15 protein-coding genes are annotated in these 16171 nt (G+C 58.6%); 10 read left to right on the top strand and 5 right to left on the bottom strand.

Annotated elements, in window-relative coordinates; all coding sequences use genetic code 11:
* Positions 1-336 precede the first annotated feature (336 nt).
* The 6 genes from F8N21_RS02155 (at position 337) to F8N21_RS02130 (ending at position 5772) form a co-directional block, all read left to right on the top strand.
* Positions 337-1461: a polysaccharide deacetylase family protein gene (locus F8N21_RS02155; RefSeq protein ID WP_150640547.1), complete on the top strand. Its 1125-nt coding sequence runs from the start codon at positions 337-339 to the stop codon at positions 1459-1461.
* Between the two features lie 362 nt (positions 1462-1823).
* Positions 1824-3215: a PhoH family protein gene (locus tag F8N21_RS02150; protein ID WP_150640546.1), complete on the top strand. Its 1392-nt coding sequence runs from the start codon at positions 1824-1826 to the stop codon at positions 3213-3215.
* Positions 3216-3481: 266 nt separating this feature from the next.
* Positions 3482-3952: a cyclic pyranopterin monophosphate synthase MoaC gene (gene moaC, locus F8N21_RS02145; RefSeq protein WP_150640545.1), complete on the top strand. Its 471-nt coding sequence runs from the start codon at positions 3482-3484 to the stop codon at positions 3950-3952.
* Positions 3952-4194, top strand: a complete 243-nt coding sequence (locus F8N21_RS02140) for a MoaD/ThiS family protein (protein WP_150640544.1) — start codon at positions 3952-3954, stop codon at positions 4192-4194. Before moaC ends, F8N21_RS02140 begins: the two co-directional genes overlap by 1 nt.
* Before the next feature lie 2 nt (positions 4195-4196).
* Positions 4197-4649, top strand: coding sequence for a molybdopterin synthase catalytic subunit MoaE (gene moaE / locus F8N21_RS02135; RefSeq protein ID WP_150640543.1), 453 nt, complete (start codon positions 4197-4199; stop codon positions 4647-4649).
* A gap of 346 nt (positions 4650-4995) precedes the next feature.
* A complete protein-coding gene (locus F8N21_RS02130; RefSeq protein WP_150640542.1) occupies positions 4996-5772 on the top strand; it encodes an ABC transporter substrate-binding protein in 777 nt (258 codons plus the stop codon).
* A 116-nt stretch (positions 5773-5888) separates the two neighbouring features.
* Here F8N21_RS02130 and F8N21_RS02125 read toward each other — a convergent pair whose 3' ends face one another.
* The 5 genes from F8N21_RS02125 to F8N21_RS02105 all read right to left on the bottom strand — a co-directional run bounded on the left by F8N21_RS02125 (position 5889) and on the right by F8N21_RS02105 (position 11310).
* Positions 5889-6545, bottom strand: a complete 657-nt coding sequence (locus tag F8N21_RS02125) for a transcriptional regulator (protein WP_150640541.1) — start codon at positions 6543-6545, stop codon at positions 5889-5891.
* Between the two features lie 90 nt (positions 6546-6635).
* A complete protein-coding gene (locus tag F8N21_RS02120) occupies positions 6636-7763 on the bottom strand; it encodes an NAD(P)/FAD-dependent oxidoreductase (RefSeq protein WP_150640540.1) in 1128 nt (375 codons plus the stop codon).
* Between the two features lie 227 nt (positions 7764-7990).
* Entirely contained in the window at positions 7991-8944 is a 954-nt protein-coding gene (locus tag F8N21_RS02115) for an ornithine cyclodeaminase family protein (RefSeq protein WP_150640539.1), read from the bottom strand.
* A gap of 129 nt (positions 8945-9073) precedes the next feature.
* Positions 9074-10561: an ATP-dependent RNA helicase RhlB gene (gene rhlB, locus F8N21_RS02110; RefSeq protein ID WP_150640538.1), complete on the bottom strand. Its 1488-nt coding sequence runs from the start codon at positions 10559-10561 to the stop codon at positions 9074-9076.
* 92 nt (positions 10562-10653) lie between these two features.
* On the bottom strand, positions 10654-11310 hold the full coding sequence (locus F8N21_RS02105; protein ID WP_150640537.1) for an alpha/beta hydrolase: 657 nt from the start codon (positions 11308-11310) through the stop codon (positions 10654-10656).
* A 469-nt stretch (positions 11311-11779) separates the two neighbouring features.
* Between F8N21_RS02105 and F8N21_RS02100 the strand changes: the two genes are divergently transcribed.
* The 4 genes from F8N21_RS02100 to F8N21_RS02085 all read left to right on the top strand — a co-directional run bounded on the left by F8N21_RS02100 (position 11780) and on the right by F8N21_RS02085 (position 15956).
* Positions 11780-12808 carry an amino acid ABC transporter substrate-binding protein gene (locus F8N21_RS02100; protein WP_150640536.1) on the top strand — a complete coding sequence of 343 codons (1029 nt, stop codon included), beginning with the start codon at positions 11780-11782 and terminating at the stop codon, positions 12806-12808.
* A gap of 65 nt (positions 12809-12873) precedes the next feature.
* Complete coding sequence (locus F8N21_RS02095) at positions 12874-14055, top strand: amino acid ABC transporter permease (RefSeq protein ID WP_150640535.1); 1182 nt, start codon at positions 12874-12876, stop codon at positions 14053-14055.
* A gap of 10 nt (positions 14056-14065) precedes the next feature.
* Positions 14066-15163, top strand: a complete 1098-nt coding sequence (locus F8N21_RS02090; RefSeq protein ID WP_150640534.1) for an amino acid ABC transporter permease — start codon at positions 14066-14068, stop codon at positions 15161-15163.
* A gap of 28 nt (positions 15164-15191) precedes the next feature.
* Positions 15192-15956 (top strand): amino acid ABC transporter ATP-binding protein, encoded by a 765-nt coding sequence (locus F8N21_RS02085; RefSeq protein WP_150640533.1) that lies wholly within the window; start codon positions 15192-15194, stop codon positions 15954-15956.
* Positions 15957-16171: the final 215 nt, after the last annotated feature.

The following is a 16171-nucleotide window of genomic DNA, read 5'->3' as shown; positions in this document are numbered from 1 at the left end:
GGACGTATGCGTTGTTTACCAAAATGGTCGGATGGACACGGTCGTGTTCACCTTTAACCGTGGACGTCTGCGTTGTTTACCAAAATGGTCGGATGGACACGGTCGTGTTCACCTTTAACCGTGGACGTATGCGTTGTTTACCAAAATGGTCGGATGGACACGGTCGTGTTCACCTTGAACCGTGGACGTCTGCGTTGTTCACCAGATTGGCCGGATGCACACGGTCCACGTAGGAGCTGCCGAAGGCTGCGATCTTTTCGGGCGCGCCAACAGGGCCGGGGGTAGTGCACCAGATCAGCTATAGTGCGCCGCGGGTTTTGTTATGGAGACATCCCTTTGCGTATCGCCCTCGTTTTCTCGGCCTGGCTGCTCAGTCTCGGTGCCATGGCCGCGCCCACTGACGTCGCCACGCTGGATCGCAGCACCTGGCCGGAGCAGCTCGGCAGTCCGACCTTGTTCGACGTGGCGTCGCGGGCGGAAATCCTCACCTTCTCGCGCGCGTTGCTGGCCAGTGAAGCTCTGGACGAGGCGGCGTTGAAGCAGCGCCTGGGCTTGCGGATGATCAATCTGGAGTCGATCGATCGCGTTCGTCAGCGGATGTGGCAGCGCTTGCTCGCCAACTACAACTTCGCCCAGCAAAGCTGCGATCAGGACGCCTCCTTCTGTTATCGAGTCGAAGACCTGGACAGCCTGCGCGAACAGGCCGGCAAGTTTCAGGTTGCGACCGATTCCTTCTACACACGCTGGGCCGAACCGAGCCGGATGTTCCATGAGCGCTATCTGGACGAGCAGCTGCACAAGGCGGCGTTGTTTCCGCAAACCAGCAGCGAAATCGATCGTTTCGGTGACTACGAGCGCAACGGTGACGAACTCTACGACCGGTTGTTTCTGCTGACCTTCGACAGTGCTGCCGCTGCTTCGCCGGATAACAGCGCCTGGCTCGCCGACTACCTGCGCCAGTCGAACATGAGCGGGACCTTCTTTGTGCTGGGCAGCGATATTCAGGCGCGCCTGGCCCAGCACTCGGTGGCTGATCTGCAGGCCCTGTATTCACAGCAGTGCGTGGGCGTGCAGGGCTGGGAATACCGCTCCCATAGTCATTGGCAGGACTGGCACTACTCGATCCAGCGCAGCATCGAACTGCTCAAAGGCAAGCTGCCGGAGAGCTATGTGCCGCTGTTCCGCCCGCCCTATGGCCAGCGTCGCGCCGATGGCGAAGTTTTTTTCAAGGCTCAGGGATTGCAGGTGGTCTTGTGGGACATCGATCCACAGGACGCAGGCGGCAGGCTCAAGGCTCAACAGAGTGGCGAGCGGGTGTTGACCCTGATGCTGCTGTGGCGGCGCGGGGTGATCAATTTCAATGTTAAACAGGATGCGCTAAAAAACGCGCTGCCCTGGTTGATCAGGCAAACCGCACAGAGCGGGATCGGCTGGGAGGATTGCCAGGACGCTTTTCGCTGAAAGGACCAAAGGCCAGCAAATGCTGGGGGAAAAGCTGAAAAGAGAAATTTTTACGAAGATTTCATTGCAGGCGGACTTCCGACTTTATACGGGGTGATGGCAGTCCGCCAAGTGCTATTGGTCACTCTGAAAAATAAACTTCAAAAAAACGTCAAAGTACTTTTTTCTGTCACAGGTTTTGGAGTATTACGAATACAGACCGCCGAAACCTGCAACACAGGTGGCGTCTTCCAAGACCCCTTGTGTGCAGTTCACTTGTATCGTGCTTTTCATTTGAGTGCGGCAGGTGAATTCGGTGGCCACTTCGAGGCGCAGCACTGTCACGGTATTGCGTCGACTGGCTCCCACAAAGGTGACCGAGTATGGATGATCACGGACGTAGCCCTTCCAACCAGCCAATCCTTTATGTACTCGATACCAACGTATTGATTCACGATCCAAACGCTCTCCTGAACTTCGAAGAACACCACGTTGCGATCCCGATGACCGTGCTTGAAGAGCTGGACAAGCTCAAGAGCGGGCATCACAGCGTGGCCGCGGAATGCCGTCAGGCCATTCGCCTGATCGACAAGACCCTGGGCGACGCCAGCCCTGAAGACGTCGAGCTCGGTGTGCCGATCCAGCGTGGCAAAAGCGGGCCCAAGGGTTTGCTGTCAATTCTGATGAGCAAGCGTGCCGAACCGAACATCATTCTGCCCGAGCATCTGAACGACAACATCATCATCAACCAGTTGATCGACCTGCATGCACGCGACCCTGAGCTGCCCTTGGTGCTGGTCACCAAAGACATCAACATGCGCCTCAAGGCCCGGGCCTGCGGGATCGCAGCCGAGGACTACAGCACCGACCAACTGGTCGACGACGTGTCGCTGCTACCCAACGGTTACCACAACATGACGGGGTCGTTCTGGGACCGTGTGAGCAAGGTCGAAACCCGTCAGGATCACGGTCGCACCTGGCACCAGGTGCAACTGATCGACAATCTGCCGGCGGTGCACATCAACGAGTTCATCATTGACGAACAGGGTTTTGTCGGCTGGATCAAGGAGATCGAGGTAGACAAACTGCTGATTCTCGACCTGCATCAGGAACCGCTGATGCACCAGGAAGCCTGGGGTCTGAAACCGCGTGACATTTATCAGAGCCTGGCGCTGTTCGCTTTGCTCGATCCGGACATCCACCTGGTCAACCTGTCGGGTGCTGCCGGTTCCGGGAAAACCATCCTGGCCCTAGCTGCCGCCATCGAACAGACCATGGTCAGCAAGCGTTACCGGCGGATCATCGCTACCCGCAGCGTGCAGGGACTGGACCAGGAGATCGGCTTCCTGCCCGGCACTGAAGCGGAAAAAATGGAGCCTTGGCTGGGCGCCATCACCGACAACCTCGAAGCCTTGCACATGGATGACGAGAGCACCCATGGCAGCGTCGACTACATCCTCAGCAAAGTGCCGTTGCAGTTCAAATCCCTCAACTACATCCGAGGCCGCAGCTTCCAGCAGAGCCTGATCCTGATCGATGAATGCCAGAACCTCACCCCGCACCAGATGAAAACCATCATCACCCGTGCCGGTGCCGGTTCCAAAGTGGTGTGCCTGGGCAACCTGGCGCAGATCGACACCCCTTACCTGTCCGCGACCAGCTCCGGGCTGACCTATCTGACCGAACGTTTCAAAGACTTCCCCAACGGGGTGCACATCACCCTGCAAGGGGTGCCTCGTTCGATTCTGGCCGAATACGCCGAATCGCATTTGTAACCCCCTCACCAAAACCGGGCGGCCCAAAGCCGCCCGGTTTCTGTCTGACAAACGACAACCCCCCTGTAGGAGCTGCCGCAGGCTGCGATCTTTTGATCTTGGAGCTGGCGAAGCCTGCGATCTTTTGGCGTCGGCAAGCTCGATGAAGATCAAAAGATCGCAGCCTGCGGCAGCTCCTACGGGGGACCGGTGGCGATCTTGCAATCAAACGTGCGAATAATTAACCCGCAGGTTTACAATCGACGCTCCTGATCAGGAGTAAACCTGTGCTGACTCATCTCGATTCCCAAGGTCGCGCCAATATGGTCGACGTCACCGAAAAAGCCGTGACGTCACGTGAAGCCACGGCCGAAGCGCTTGTGCGCATGCTCCCCGAAACCCTGCAGATGATTGTCAGCGGCGGTCACCCCAAGGGTGATGTGTTCGCCGTGGCGCGGATCGCCGGGATTCAGGCGGCGAAGAAAACCTCGGACTTGATCCCGTTGTGCCATCCGCTGCTGCTGACCAGCGTCAAGGTCGAACTCAGTGCCGAAGGTGAAGACGCGGTGCGCATCGTCGCCCGCTGCAGGCTTGCCGGGCAGACCGGTGTCGAAATGGAAGCCCTGACCGCCGCCAGCGTCGCCGCGCTGACCATCTACGACATGTGCAAGGCCGTGGATCGCGGCATGATCATCGAGAACGTGCGCTTGCTGGAGAAACTGGGCGGCAAGAGCGGCCACTATCAGGTATCCGAATAATGAAAGTGACGGTGAAGTTTTTTGCCCGCTACCGTGAGGCACTGGGTGTGGATTCGCTGAAAGTCGAAGGCGATTTCGCCTCGGTCGATGATGTGCGGGTGCTGCTGGCGCAGCGTGATGGTGCCCAGGTGCTGAGCGAACAGAACCTGATGTGCGCGCGCAATGAAGACCTGTGCCAGCTCGACGAGCCACTGGCCGACGGCGATGAAGTGGCGTTTTTCCCCACCGTGACCGGAGGCTGACCATGGCGATTCGCGTGCAATCCACGGCGTTCGACCCGGGCGCTGAAGTCAACGCGATGCACGCGGCGAACGTCGGCGTCGGTGCGGTGGTGAGTTTTGTCGGCTACGTGCGTGACTTCAACGATGGGCTTGAGGTTGCCGGAATGTTTCTAGAACACTACCCGGGCATGACCGAAAAAGCCCTCGGCAAGATCGCCGTGGAAGCCGAGCAGCGCTGGCCGCTGCTCAAGCTTGAAGTGCTGCACCGGATCGGCGCCCTGGAACCGGGCGAGCCGATTGTTTTCGTCGGTGCCGCCAGCGCCCACCGCCAGGCTGCGTTCGATGCCTGCGCCTTTGTCATGGACTACCTGAAAACCCGTGCACCGTTCTGGAAGAAAGAAAACACCAGCGACGGGTCTCGCTGGGTGGAAGGCAAGGACAGCGATCATGCGGCGGTGGAGCGCTGGAACAAGTAAACAGGCTGGCTATTCTCCGTTGACTGTAAGTCAGTCATCGCGAGCAAGCTCGCTCCCACATGGCATCTGTGTCGATCACCTTTTTTGTGTTCACCACAAATTCACTGTGGGAGCGAGCTTGCTCGCGATAGGGCCATCAGCCACACCCTCTATCTTCCTGATTCACCCCAATCCATCCTCGCGACCAAAGGAAGAATGAAGTGCGGCCACTCGATTGACGATCAATACATAAAAGTCCAGTATGGAATTATAAGTACAATAGAAGCAGCTTCAAGCTTTTAACTTGCAGCTTGCAGCTGCCCTTCTTCATCTTGCCAAACAAACAACAACCCGCGAGAAAACGAACATGAAGAAACTCACCCTCATCAGTGGCCTGGCCTTCAGTCTGTTGGCATGCAGCAGCTTGTTCGCCGCTGAAAAAAACCTGCGCATTGGTATTGAAGCGGCATACCCGCCCTTTGCGTTCAAGACGTCCGAAGGAAAAATCAGCGGCTTCGATTACGACATCGGCAATGCGCTGTGCGCGCAAATGCAGGTCAAGTGCGAGTGGATCGAGAGCGAGTTCGATGGCTTGATTCCATCGCTGAAGGTGAAGAAAATCGATGCCGCGCTGTCGTCGATGACCATCACCGCAGAGCGCAAGAACTCGGTCGACTTCACCCACAAGTACTACTTCACCTCGTCGCGGCTGGTGATGAAGAAAGGCGCTGTGGTTGACGATCAGTACGCCAGCCTCAAAGGCAAAACGGTTGGCGTGCAACGGGCCACCACCACTGACCGTTACGCTACCGAAGTCTTCGAGCCCAAGGGGATCACGGTCAAGCGTTATGGCAACAACGAAGAGATCTACATGGACCTCGCGTCCGGTCGCCTGGACGCCATTTTCGCTGATACCATTCCTCTGGATGATTTCCTGTCGATGCCACGTGGCGCCGATTACGCCTTTGTCGGCCCGGAACTCAAGGATCCGAAATACGTGGGTGAGGGTGCCGGAATCGCCGTGCGCAAGGGCAACACCGAGCTGGTGAGCCAGCTGAACAAAGCCATCGACGACATTCGCGCCAACGGCGAATACCAGAAGATCCAGGCCAAGTACTTCAAGTCGGATATCTACGGCGATTGATCAAAAGATCGCAGCCTGCGGCAGCTCCTACAGGATTGCATGCGCCTGCAATTTCACAGGTGTACTCGGCCGGCGTAGGAGCTGCCGCAGGCTGCGATCTTTTGATCTTTTGATCTTCAGTCCTTCAGCTCCTTCAATTCCTTCAATTCCTTCAAATGCTTGTACACCGTCGCCCGTCCCATGTTCAGCACATTAGCCACGTAATTGGAGGCGCTTTTGCCTTTGAAGGCGCCTTCGGCGTGCAGGGCCAGCACCAGTTCGCGTTTGTGCTCGCGGGTCAGCAGGTTGAGGCTCAACTGACGTTCGCGCAGCCACGCGTGCAGGAAGGTGTTGATGCGCTCCTGCCAGTCATCCCGAAACAGTGAGTCCGGTTGCGCAATCAGCTTGCTCGGCGACAGGAACAGGTCCAGTGCAGCCTTGGCGTTTTCGAACAGTGAGATATTCAGGTTGATGCACAGCACCGCCAGCGGCTGACCGTTGCTGTCGCGCAGTACGCTGCTCAGGCTGCGGATTTTCTGACCGTCCCAGTTGAGTTTTTCGTACGGGCCAATGTTTCGTTCACTGACCTCTTCACTGACCTCTTCACTGAGCATGTCCTCCAGTGCAGCATCGTCACCCACTTCGCGCTTGGACAGGTTGTTGGCGATGTAGTCGATCTTTTGCGTGCGCAGGTCGTGCAGCACCACCTCGGCATGGGGGTAAAACAGCGTGGCGATGGCATCGGCAATCGCCCGGAAGTTGTCCAGGGCGGGGTCTTGTCGAGGTGGTGTCATAGGGTGTTGCTCCAGGCAGCGTTCAGCGCCCTATCGAAAAGGGCGCTGGGAGTTTGCCGCAATCGAGGCGGGCCGTCACCTGAGGGCACTTCAGCCCAGGCGAGCGAGGGAGAGCATGGCGCTGCTCAAGCCAAAGCGTGTCAGCTGTTCCGGCAAGGCTTCGCCACGCAACAGTGCGGCAGCGGCCTGGCCCATGGCCGGCGAAGTCTGGATCCCGTAGCCGCCCTGGGCCGCGACCCAGAACAGGCCAGGCACCTGCTGATCGAAGCCGCAGAGCAGATCGCCGTCGCTGACGAAACTGCGCAATCCGGCCCAGGTTCGGGTCGGTCGGCGAATGGTCAGGGTGGTGGCTTCTTCAATCTGATAAATGCCCATGGCGATGTCCAGCTCTTCGGGCTGCACGTCGTGGGGCTCGACCGGATCGGCGTTGGCCGGAGAGCCGAGGAACATCCCGGCATCCGGTTTCATGTAGAACGACTCATCAAGGCTGACCAGCATTGGCCAGTCATGGCTATCCATCCCTTCGGGACCTGCGAAGATAAACGCCGCCCGGCGCTTGGGTTGCAGGCCGATCGCCTTGGCCCCGGCCATCTCGCCGATTTTGTCGGCCCAGGCGCCAGCCGCATTGATCACCACTGGAGCGCTGAAGGTCTGGTTGGCTGTTACAACCTGCCAGTTACCCTGGTCGTCACGGCTCAGGCTCTGCACTTCACAGTCGGTATGCACGTCACCCTGATTGCGCCGGATACCCCGCAGATAACCCTGATGCAGGGCGTCGGTATCGATATCGCTGGCACTTGGATCGTAGATCGCACCGTGGACCTTTTCCCGGCGCAGGATCGGCAACCGCGCGCAGGCTTCGTCGGCGCTGAGCAGTTGCATTTCAGGCACGCTGGCTTTGGCGCTCAGGTATTGATTGTTCAGTTCTTCGGGATCGTCGGTGAAATCCACGGTCATTTCCCCGCGTGGAGTCAGCAACGGGTGCTCACAGAAACCGGCCGGCGGCGCATCGAAGAAGTCTCGACTGGCCAGGGTCAACGCCCGGACCTGGGGCGTACCGTAGGCGGCGGTGTATAAGGCAGCGGAACGCCCGGTGGAGTGATAGGCCGGATGCGATTCGCGCTCCAGCACAATCACCCTGGCGTGACGCGACAGGAAGTAACCGGTGGATGCACCGGCAATACCGCCGCCGATGATGATGAAATCTGCCTGGGTCATGAGGTTCTCCTTGGAATTGTGAGCCTGAGTCTGGCGGGGAATTTTGTGGCGAGGGAGCTTGCTGTGGCGAGGGGGCTTGCCCCCGCTGGAGCGCGAAGCGGTCCTAAAATCGGCAACCGCATTCTGTCAGGTAGAACGCATCCACCGGTTTTACGACTGCTTCGCAGCCGAGCGGGGGCAAGCCCCCTCGCCACAGGGACTGCACCCTGTCTGGTCAATCGGCTGTGTCAGCTTTTGCGCTGCAAATGGTAGAGCGCATTGGCCAGTGCGATGTCTTCCAGGCCCAGGCCGATGGAGCGGAAGAATACGTGACGGTCGTAGGCTGGACGCGGTGTCTGGTTGCTTAGCAGCTCTGGCAGATCGCCGCGAATGGCGCTTTTGTCCCAGCCATGCTGCTCGCTGGCGATCAGCATTTCTCCAGCCGAGCCGGGGGTGGTCTGACGATAGTCGCAATAGACCTGCATTTCATTCAAGGCGTGCGGCGGCACTTCATGAGCTCGCGGCGCGTTGGTGCTGATCGAGGTAATCAGTGCCGGTTTGCTCAATGCAAGCGGGTCGATCACCGGAGCGGCCGAGGAGGTGCAGAGCATGATCACATCGGCGTCGCTGAGCGCTTCCTCACGGCTGGCAACGATCTGCAGGCGCGGCTCAAGTGCGCGCAGCGACGCGAGCTCCGCGGGGCTTTTGCCGGTCAGGCTCGGCGAATAGAGGCTGATGCTTTGCCAGTCGCGCAGGTTTTTCACATAGCGCAGGTGCGCCTGGGCTACAGGGCCGCTGCCAATGATGGCCAGACGCTGGGCGTGAGGCGCGGCGAGTGCATCAACCGCCACCGCAGTGGTCGCGGCGGTGCGGGCGGTGGTCAGTTCGCCAGCGTCGCAGAGCAGCAACGGCTGGCCGGTTTCCATTGACATCAACAGCGTCCAGGCCGTCACCAGCGGGCCTTCGCTACGCACGATATAGGGCGAGGTTTTCACCCCATAGACGCGGTCTTCGGCCAATACCCCGAGGTAGTTGATGAAATCGCCAGCACCCTGAGGGAATTCCACCAGCTGCTGGGCAGGTTGCACCGCTTGCCCGGCCGCCAGGTCACGGAACAGCTTGCGCAGGATCTGCGGCACGTCGACTTGCTCGAGTAGCTGGCGGGCCTGGGCCTGGGCGATCACATAAGGCGTGCTGGACATGCAGATGCTCCCGTGGAAATGAAAGTAAACTAATTAGTCCATTATGGACTATTAGTTCTGGCTGACAATGTCCAGACGAAAAAAAACGCAGGCCGTTTCCGGACTGCGTCTCTTGGGTTGCGCCGGTTTTTACGGGCGCTTGCGCTCTACTGCGCGCAACAGATGCGTCGGTGGGGTTTCGCAACTGATCTTGCGACCCAGCAGTGCCTCGATGGACGGTAACTGGTAGGAGTCATCTTCACCGGCAAAGCTGATCGACACACCGCTGGCGCCAGCCCGGCCGGTACGGCCGATGCGGTGCACATAATCGTCCGGCATTTCCGGCAGAGTGAAGTTGATCACATGGCTGATGCCGTCGATGTGAATCCCGCGGCCGGCGACATCGGTGGCGACCAGTACGCGGATCTTGCCTTCGCGAAAGCCTTCCAGGGTCTTGATGCGCTTGTGCTGCGGCACGTCGCCGGACAACTGCGCTGCGTTGACGCCGTCACGCACCAGGCGTTCTTCAATGCGCCGCACTTCATCCTTGCGGTTGGCGAAAACCATCACCCGTTCCCAGCCGTTGTCGTTCACCAGGTTGTAAAGCAGTTTGTATTTATCACTGCCGGCGACGGCATAGATGTGCTGCTCGACCATATCGCTGGCGACGTTGATCGCTTCGATTTCGACAATGGCCGGATCGGTGGTCCATTGCTTGGCCAGGTTCATCACGTCTTCGGTGAAGGTCGCGGAGAACAGCAGGGTCTGACGCTCGTTTTTCGGCGGGGTCTGGCGAATGATCTGACGCACTTGCGGGATAAAGCCCATGTCGAGCATGCGATCGGCTTCGTCCAGAACCATCACTTCGACCATGTCGAGGTGAACATCACCGCGCTGATTAAAGTCCAGCAGGCGGCCAGGGGTGGCCACGAGAATGTCGCAGTGGCGGGCTTCGAGGTGCTTGAGCTGCTTGTCGAAGTCCATGCCACCGACGAAGGTCATTACGTTCAGACCGGTGTATTTGGTCAGATCGGCCGCGTCCTTGGCGATCTGGACCACCAGTTCGCGGGTCGGAGCGATGATCAGCGCTCGCGGTTCGCCCATGTAACGCTCTTTGGGCGGCGGGGTCTGCAGCAGTTGGGTGATGATCGAGATCAGGAAGGCGGCGGTTTTACCGGTGCCGGTCTGGGCCCGCCCGATGGCGTCCATCCCCTTGAGGGTGAAGCCCAGCACTTCGGCCTGGATCGGCGTGCAGTACGGGAAACCCAAGTCCTGGATCGCGTGCATCAGTTCTGGTGCAAGTTTGAAATCGTGGAAGCGGGTTTTGCCTTCCTGGGGTTCGACGACGAAATCTTCGAGTTTCCAGGGTGTGACTGGCGGTTTCGGCGCGCGTTGGCGGCGAGGTTGAGCAGGTTTGGCTTCTTCGCTGCGCGGTTGTTCATCGACAGGAGCCGCTGCAGGTTGGGCGACGGCTGTGCTCACCGGCTCTTTTTTGGGTACGGCCCCAGGCACTGCGCGACCCGGCTGATTAGCGTCGGTGCGGGTTCCGGAGCTGTGGGAAGGTGCAATGGAGCCAGGCGCGAGCTGCTCAGCCTCGCGTTTACCGAACATTTTCTTGAGTGCTTTGAGCACGGTCATCTCATTCAAATTGGTTAAGTGCCGGGCAGTGTAATGCAAGAATCGGGCGCGGCGTAGTTCATTGGTCATACGGCTACAGGAAGTTTCGGTTTTCAACGCAACCGGTCGGCGAGCCAGACGCCTATGTCGCGGATTTCTTCGGGTAACACTTCGTGGCCCATTGGGTATTCCTGCCATGTCACGGTGACATCAAGGCGTTTCAAGTGCTCGTAAGCGGTTCTCCCCATGGCGTTTTGGACAACCTCATCGTAATGACCGTGCAGGCAATACACGGGAATCCGCTGTTGGCTGGCGGACAATTGCAGTTCGTCACTGAAGGTCGGTGCGTAAGTGGAGAGGGCAACTACGCCACCCAAAGGGCCCTGCCACTTCAGAAAAGCAGTGTGTAAAACCACTGCGCCGCCTTGGGAAAAGCCCGCAAGAAAAATCCGCGAGGCGTCTATTCCGCTGGCGCGCTGTTCTTCAATCAAATCGACGAGGGTTTGCGCGGACTCATCCAGCTGCTCACGGCTGATGGCCCGGGCCGGGCTCATCGCGAGAATGTCGTACCAGCTCGGCATCTCGTAACCGCCATTGATGGTCACGGCGCGGGTCGGTGCCTGAGGCAAAACGAAGCGGGTGGTCAGCAGACTTTCTTGCAGCGCTTCGGCCACCGGCAGGAAATCGTAGCGGTCGGCACCCAGGCCGTGCAGCCAGATCACGCAGGCGTCGACGGGCTTGATGGGCTGAAGAATCAAGGTCTGGGTCATGTCTGCTCCAATTGTGTGCGTGCGCTCTCATTGTGTGCTCGGTCTGCGTGCGCGCCTGGTTGATCAGTTAAGAAGATGTCGCAAGGCTGCAAGTTTTGCTATTGACCTGTCACTGAAACGCTTTAGCGGCCGGTATGGTACGGCCTTTGCTATGGGGAAAGTTGTGCAAGTAATCCTGCGCCGAGCGGTAACACTATCAGTCTACCTTCGGTTGTGGGAGAGCAAAAAAATCCGCTGATGGACGTTCGCCAAAGGCCGTTACGGGCTTCGCGAATATGAAAGGGCTACAGCCCGTTCGGCCGATTGGTGAGAAGTGAGTTTTCCATTATATGGATTTTCTCCTACTAGACTCATGGCGAAGGCCTTAGCCGCTTGACCCTGATAAAAGCCAACACGGGTCAACAGCGCCTCATAAGGGTGCGGCAAGGCTCAAGCTCCGACACAACAAGAGCAAAACCTGGAGGTTTGAATGAAGATGTTGAAATCCACCCTGGCCATCGTGACTGCGGCCGCAGTACTCGGTGTCAGCGGGTTCGCTCAGGCGGGTGCAACCCTGGATGCAGTGCAGAAAAAAGGTTTCGTACAGTGCGGTGTAAGTGATGGTCTGCCGGGCTTCTCGGTTCCGGACTCCACTGGCAAAATCATCGGCATCGACGCTGACGTCTGCCGCGCCGTGGCCGCTGCCGTATTCGGCGACGCGACCAAGGTCAAATTCAGCCAGTTGAACGCCAAGGAGCGCTTTACCGCGCTGCAATCCGGCGAAATCGACGTGCTGTCGCGTAACACCACCTGGACCAGCTCCCGCGATTCGGGCATGGGTCTGGTGTTTGCCGGCGTGACTTACTATGACGGCATCGGCTTTCTGGTAAACAACAAGCTGGGCGTCAAGAGCGCCAAAGAACTCGACGGCGCCACCATCTGCATCCAGGCCGGTACCACTACCGAGCTGAACGTTTCCGACTTCTTCCGCGGCAATGGTCTGAAATACACCCCGATCACTTTCGACACCTCCGATGAAAGCGCCAAGTCGCTGGAATCCGGTCGTTGCGACGTGCTGACCTCCGACAAATCCCAGCTCTATGCACAGCGCAGCAAGCTGGCGACCCCGGGCGACTACGTGGTTCTGCCGGAAACCATCTCCAAGGAGCCGCTGGGCCCGGTCGTGCGTAAAGGCGACGAAGAGTGGTTCAGCATCGTCAAGTGGACCCTGTTCGCCATGCTCAATGCCGAAGAAATGGGCATCACCCAGAAAAACGTCGAAGCCGAAGCCAAAGCCACCAAGAACCCGGACGTTGCACGTCTGCTGGGCACTGATGGCGAATACGGCAAAGACCTGAAAGTGAAGAAGGACTGGGTCGTCCAGATCGTCAAGCAAGTGGGCAACTACGGTGAAGTGTTCGAGAAAAACCTCGGCAAGAGCACTCCACTAGCCATCGACCGCGGGCTGAACGCTCTGTGGAACAACGGCGGCATTCAATACGCACCACCAGTGCGCTGATGGTTCTATCACCCGGTGGGCCAACCACCGGGTGATGTTCTGTTCCATTATTTCTGGGGCACTTCATGCAAAATTCAATCGGCGCACCAAAGCAGAGGCTCAGCCTCAGCGATCCACGAGTGCGTGCGTGGGCGTTTCAGATCATCACGATTGTCGCGGTGGTCTCAATGGGCTGGTATCTGTTCGATAACACCCAAACCAACCTTCAACACCGGGGCATTACTTCCGGATTCGACTTTCTCGAGCGCAGCGCCGGATTCGGCATCGCTCAGCACCTGATCGACTACACCGAATCGGACAGCTATGCCCGGGTGTTTGTCATCGGCCTGCTCAATACCCTGCTGGTGACCTTCATCGGCGTCATCCTGGCGACGATCCTCGGTTTCATTGTCGGTGTTTCCCGGCTGTCGCAGAACTGGATCATCAGCAAGCTGGCGACCGTGTACGTCGAGGTCTTCCGCAACATTCCACCGTTGCTGCAGATTCTGTTCTGGTATTTCGCGGTGTTCCTGACCATGCCGGGGCCGCGCAACAGTCATAACTTCGGTGATACGTTCTTTGTCAGCAGCCGGGGACTGAACATGCCGGCAGCCCTGACCGCCGACGGGTTCTGGCCGTTCATGGTCAGTGTCTTGGTGGCGATCGTTGCCGTCGTGGTGATGTGCCGCTGGGCCAACAAGCGTTTCGAAGCGACCGGTGTTCCGTTCCACAAGTTCTGGGTTGGCCTGGCGCTATTCCTGGTGATTCCTGCACTGTGCGCACTGATCTTTGGCGCTCCGTTGCACTGGGAAATGCCGAAGCTGCAAGGTTTCAACTTCGTCGGTGGCTGGGTGTTGATCCCGGAACTGCTGGCCTTGACCCTGGCCCTGACGGTGTACACCGCGGCATTTATTGCCGAGATCGTGCGTTCGGGGATCATGTCGGTCAGCCATGGCCAGACCGAAGCCGCCCGTTCCCTCGGTCTGCGCAACGGTCCGACCCTGCGCAAAGTGATCATCCCGCAAGCGCTGCGGGTGATCATTCCGCCGCTGACCAGCCAATACCTCAACCTGGCGAAGAACTCCTCGCTGGCTGCCGGTATTGGTTATCCGGAAATGGTCTCGTTGTTTGCCGGTACGGTGCTCAACCAGACCGGGCAGGCAATCGAGGTTATTGCCATCACCATGAGCGTGTACCTGGCGATCAGCATCAGCATTTCCCTGCTGATGAACTGGTACAACAAGCGCATTGCGCTGATCGAGCGGTGAGGAAGCGCATATGACGACTCATATTTTCAAACCTGACCTGCCAGCGCCGAGCAGTAGTATCGGTATCGTGGCGTGGATGCGGGCGCACATGTTCTCCAGCTGGATCAACACCCTGCTGACGCTGTTCGCCTTTTACCTGATCTGGCTGATAGTACCGCCGATCCTGAGCTGGGCGATAATCGACGCCAACTGGGTCGGCACCACCCGTGCCGACTGCACCAAGGAAGGCGCCTGCTGGGTATTCATCCAGCAGCGCTTTGGCCAGTTCATGTACGGCTACTATCCGACCGACTTGCGCTGGCGGGTCGACTTGACCGTGTGGCTGGCGGTGATTGGCGTGGCCCCGTTGTTCATCTCGCGCTTCCCGCGCAAGGCGATCTACGGCCTGGGCTTCCTGGTGCTCTATCCGATCATTGCCTACACCTTGCTGCACGGTGGCTGGTTCGGTCTGAGCGAAGTACCGACCAGCCAATGGGGCGGCCTGATGCTGACCCTGGTGATCGCCACGGTCGGCATTGCCGGTGCGTTGCCGCTGGGGATCATGCTGGCGCTGGGGCGGCGTTCGAACATGCCGGCGATTCGAGTGGTCTGCGTGACCTTCATCGAGTTCTGGCGTGGCGTGCCGTTGATCACCGTGCTGTTCATGTCCTCGGTGATGCTGCCGCTGTTCCTGCCTGAAGGCATGAACTTCGACAAGCTGCTGCGGGCACTGATCGGGGTGATCCTGTTCCAGTCGGCCTACGTGGCCGAGGTGGTGCGCGGCGGTCTGCAGGCAATTCCCAAAGGTCAGTACGAAGCGGCTGCGGCGATGGGCCTTGGATACTGGCGCAGCATGGGCCTGGTGATTCTGCCGCAAGCCTTGAAGCTGGTAATTCCGGGCATCGTCAACACCTTCATTGCGCTGTTCAAGGACACCAGCCTTGTGATCATCATCGGCCTGTTCGACCTGCTCAATAGCGTCAAGCAAGCCGCCGCCGACCCGAAATGGCTGGGCATGGCCACCGAAGGCTATGTGTTCGCAGCCCTGGTGTTCTGGATTTTCTGTTTTGGTATGTCGCGCTATTCCATGCATCTGGAACGCAAGCTCGACACTGGCCACAAGCGTTAATGCCGTACCTAATTTAGGAAGTTCTCTGATGAGCGAAGCAATCAAAAAGCCGACGAGCCCTGAAGGCATTATTCAAATGCAGGGCGTGAACAAGTGGTACGGCCAGTTCCACGTATTGAAAGATATCAACCTGAATGTCATGCAGGGCGAGCGTATTGTCTTGTGCGGGCCGTCCGGTTCCGGAAAATCCACCACCATTCGTTGCCTCAATCGTCTGGAAGAACACCAGCAGGGCCGCATCGTCGTCGATGGCGTGGAACTGACCAACGACCTCAAGCAGATCGAAGCGATCCGCCGTGAAGTCGGCATGGTGTTCCAGCACTTCAACCTGTTTCCGCACCTGACCATCCTGCAGAACTGCACGCTGGCGCCGATGTGGGTGCGCAAGATGCCCAAGCGCAAGGCCGAAGAAATTGCCATGCACTACCTGGAGCGCGTGCGCATTCCAGAGCAGGCGCACAAGTATCCGGGGCAGCTGTCCGGTGGTCAGCAACAGCGCGTGGCGATTGCCCGTGCACTGTGCATGAAGCCGAAAATCATGCTGTTCGATGAACCGACTTCAGCCCTCGATCCAGAGATGGTGAAAGAGGTTCTGGACACCATGATCGGCCTCGCCGAAGACGGCATGACCATGCTCTGCGTGACCCACGAAATGGGCTTTGCCCGCACTGTGGCCAACCGGGTGATCTTCATGGACAAGGGCGAAATCGTCGAACAGGCCGCGCCGAACGACTTCTTCGACAACCCGCAGAACGAACGGACCAAGCTGTTCCTGAGCCAGATCCTGCATTGATCGACGCTTGGCAATGAAATAAACCCGGACTTGTCCCGGGTTTATTTTTGCCTGAATTGCATGGCGCCAACCCCACCCGGTCGGGCCTGCACCGACCCCCCGTAGGAGCTGCCGCAGGCTGCGATCTTTTCAGCGGTTAATAGGTCTCCAGGCGAACGCCAAGATCAAAAGATCGCAGCCTGCGGCAGCTCCTACGGTTGTGCTCGCCGACAAAG

It is taken from the genome of Pseudomonas fluorescens, from assembly GCF_902497895.1.
GTDB lineage: Bacteria > Pseudomonadota > Gammaproteobacteria > Pseudomonadales > Pseudomonadaceae > Aquipseudomonas > Aquipseudomonas fluorescens_BP.
The sequence above is the reverse complement of the archived record's forward strand: the minus strand, read 5'-3'. Positions and strand labels throughout refer to the sequence as shown.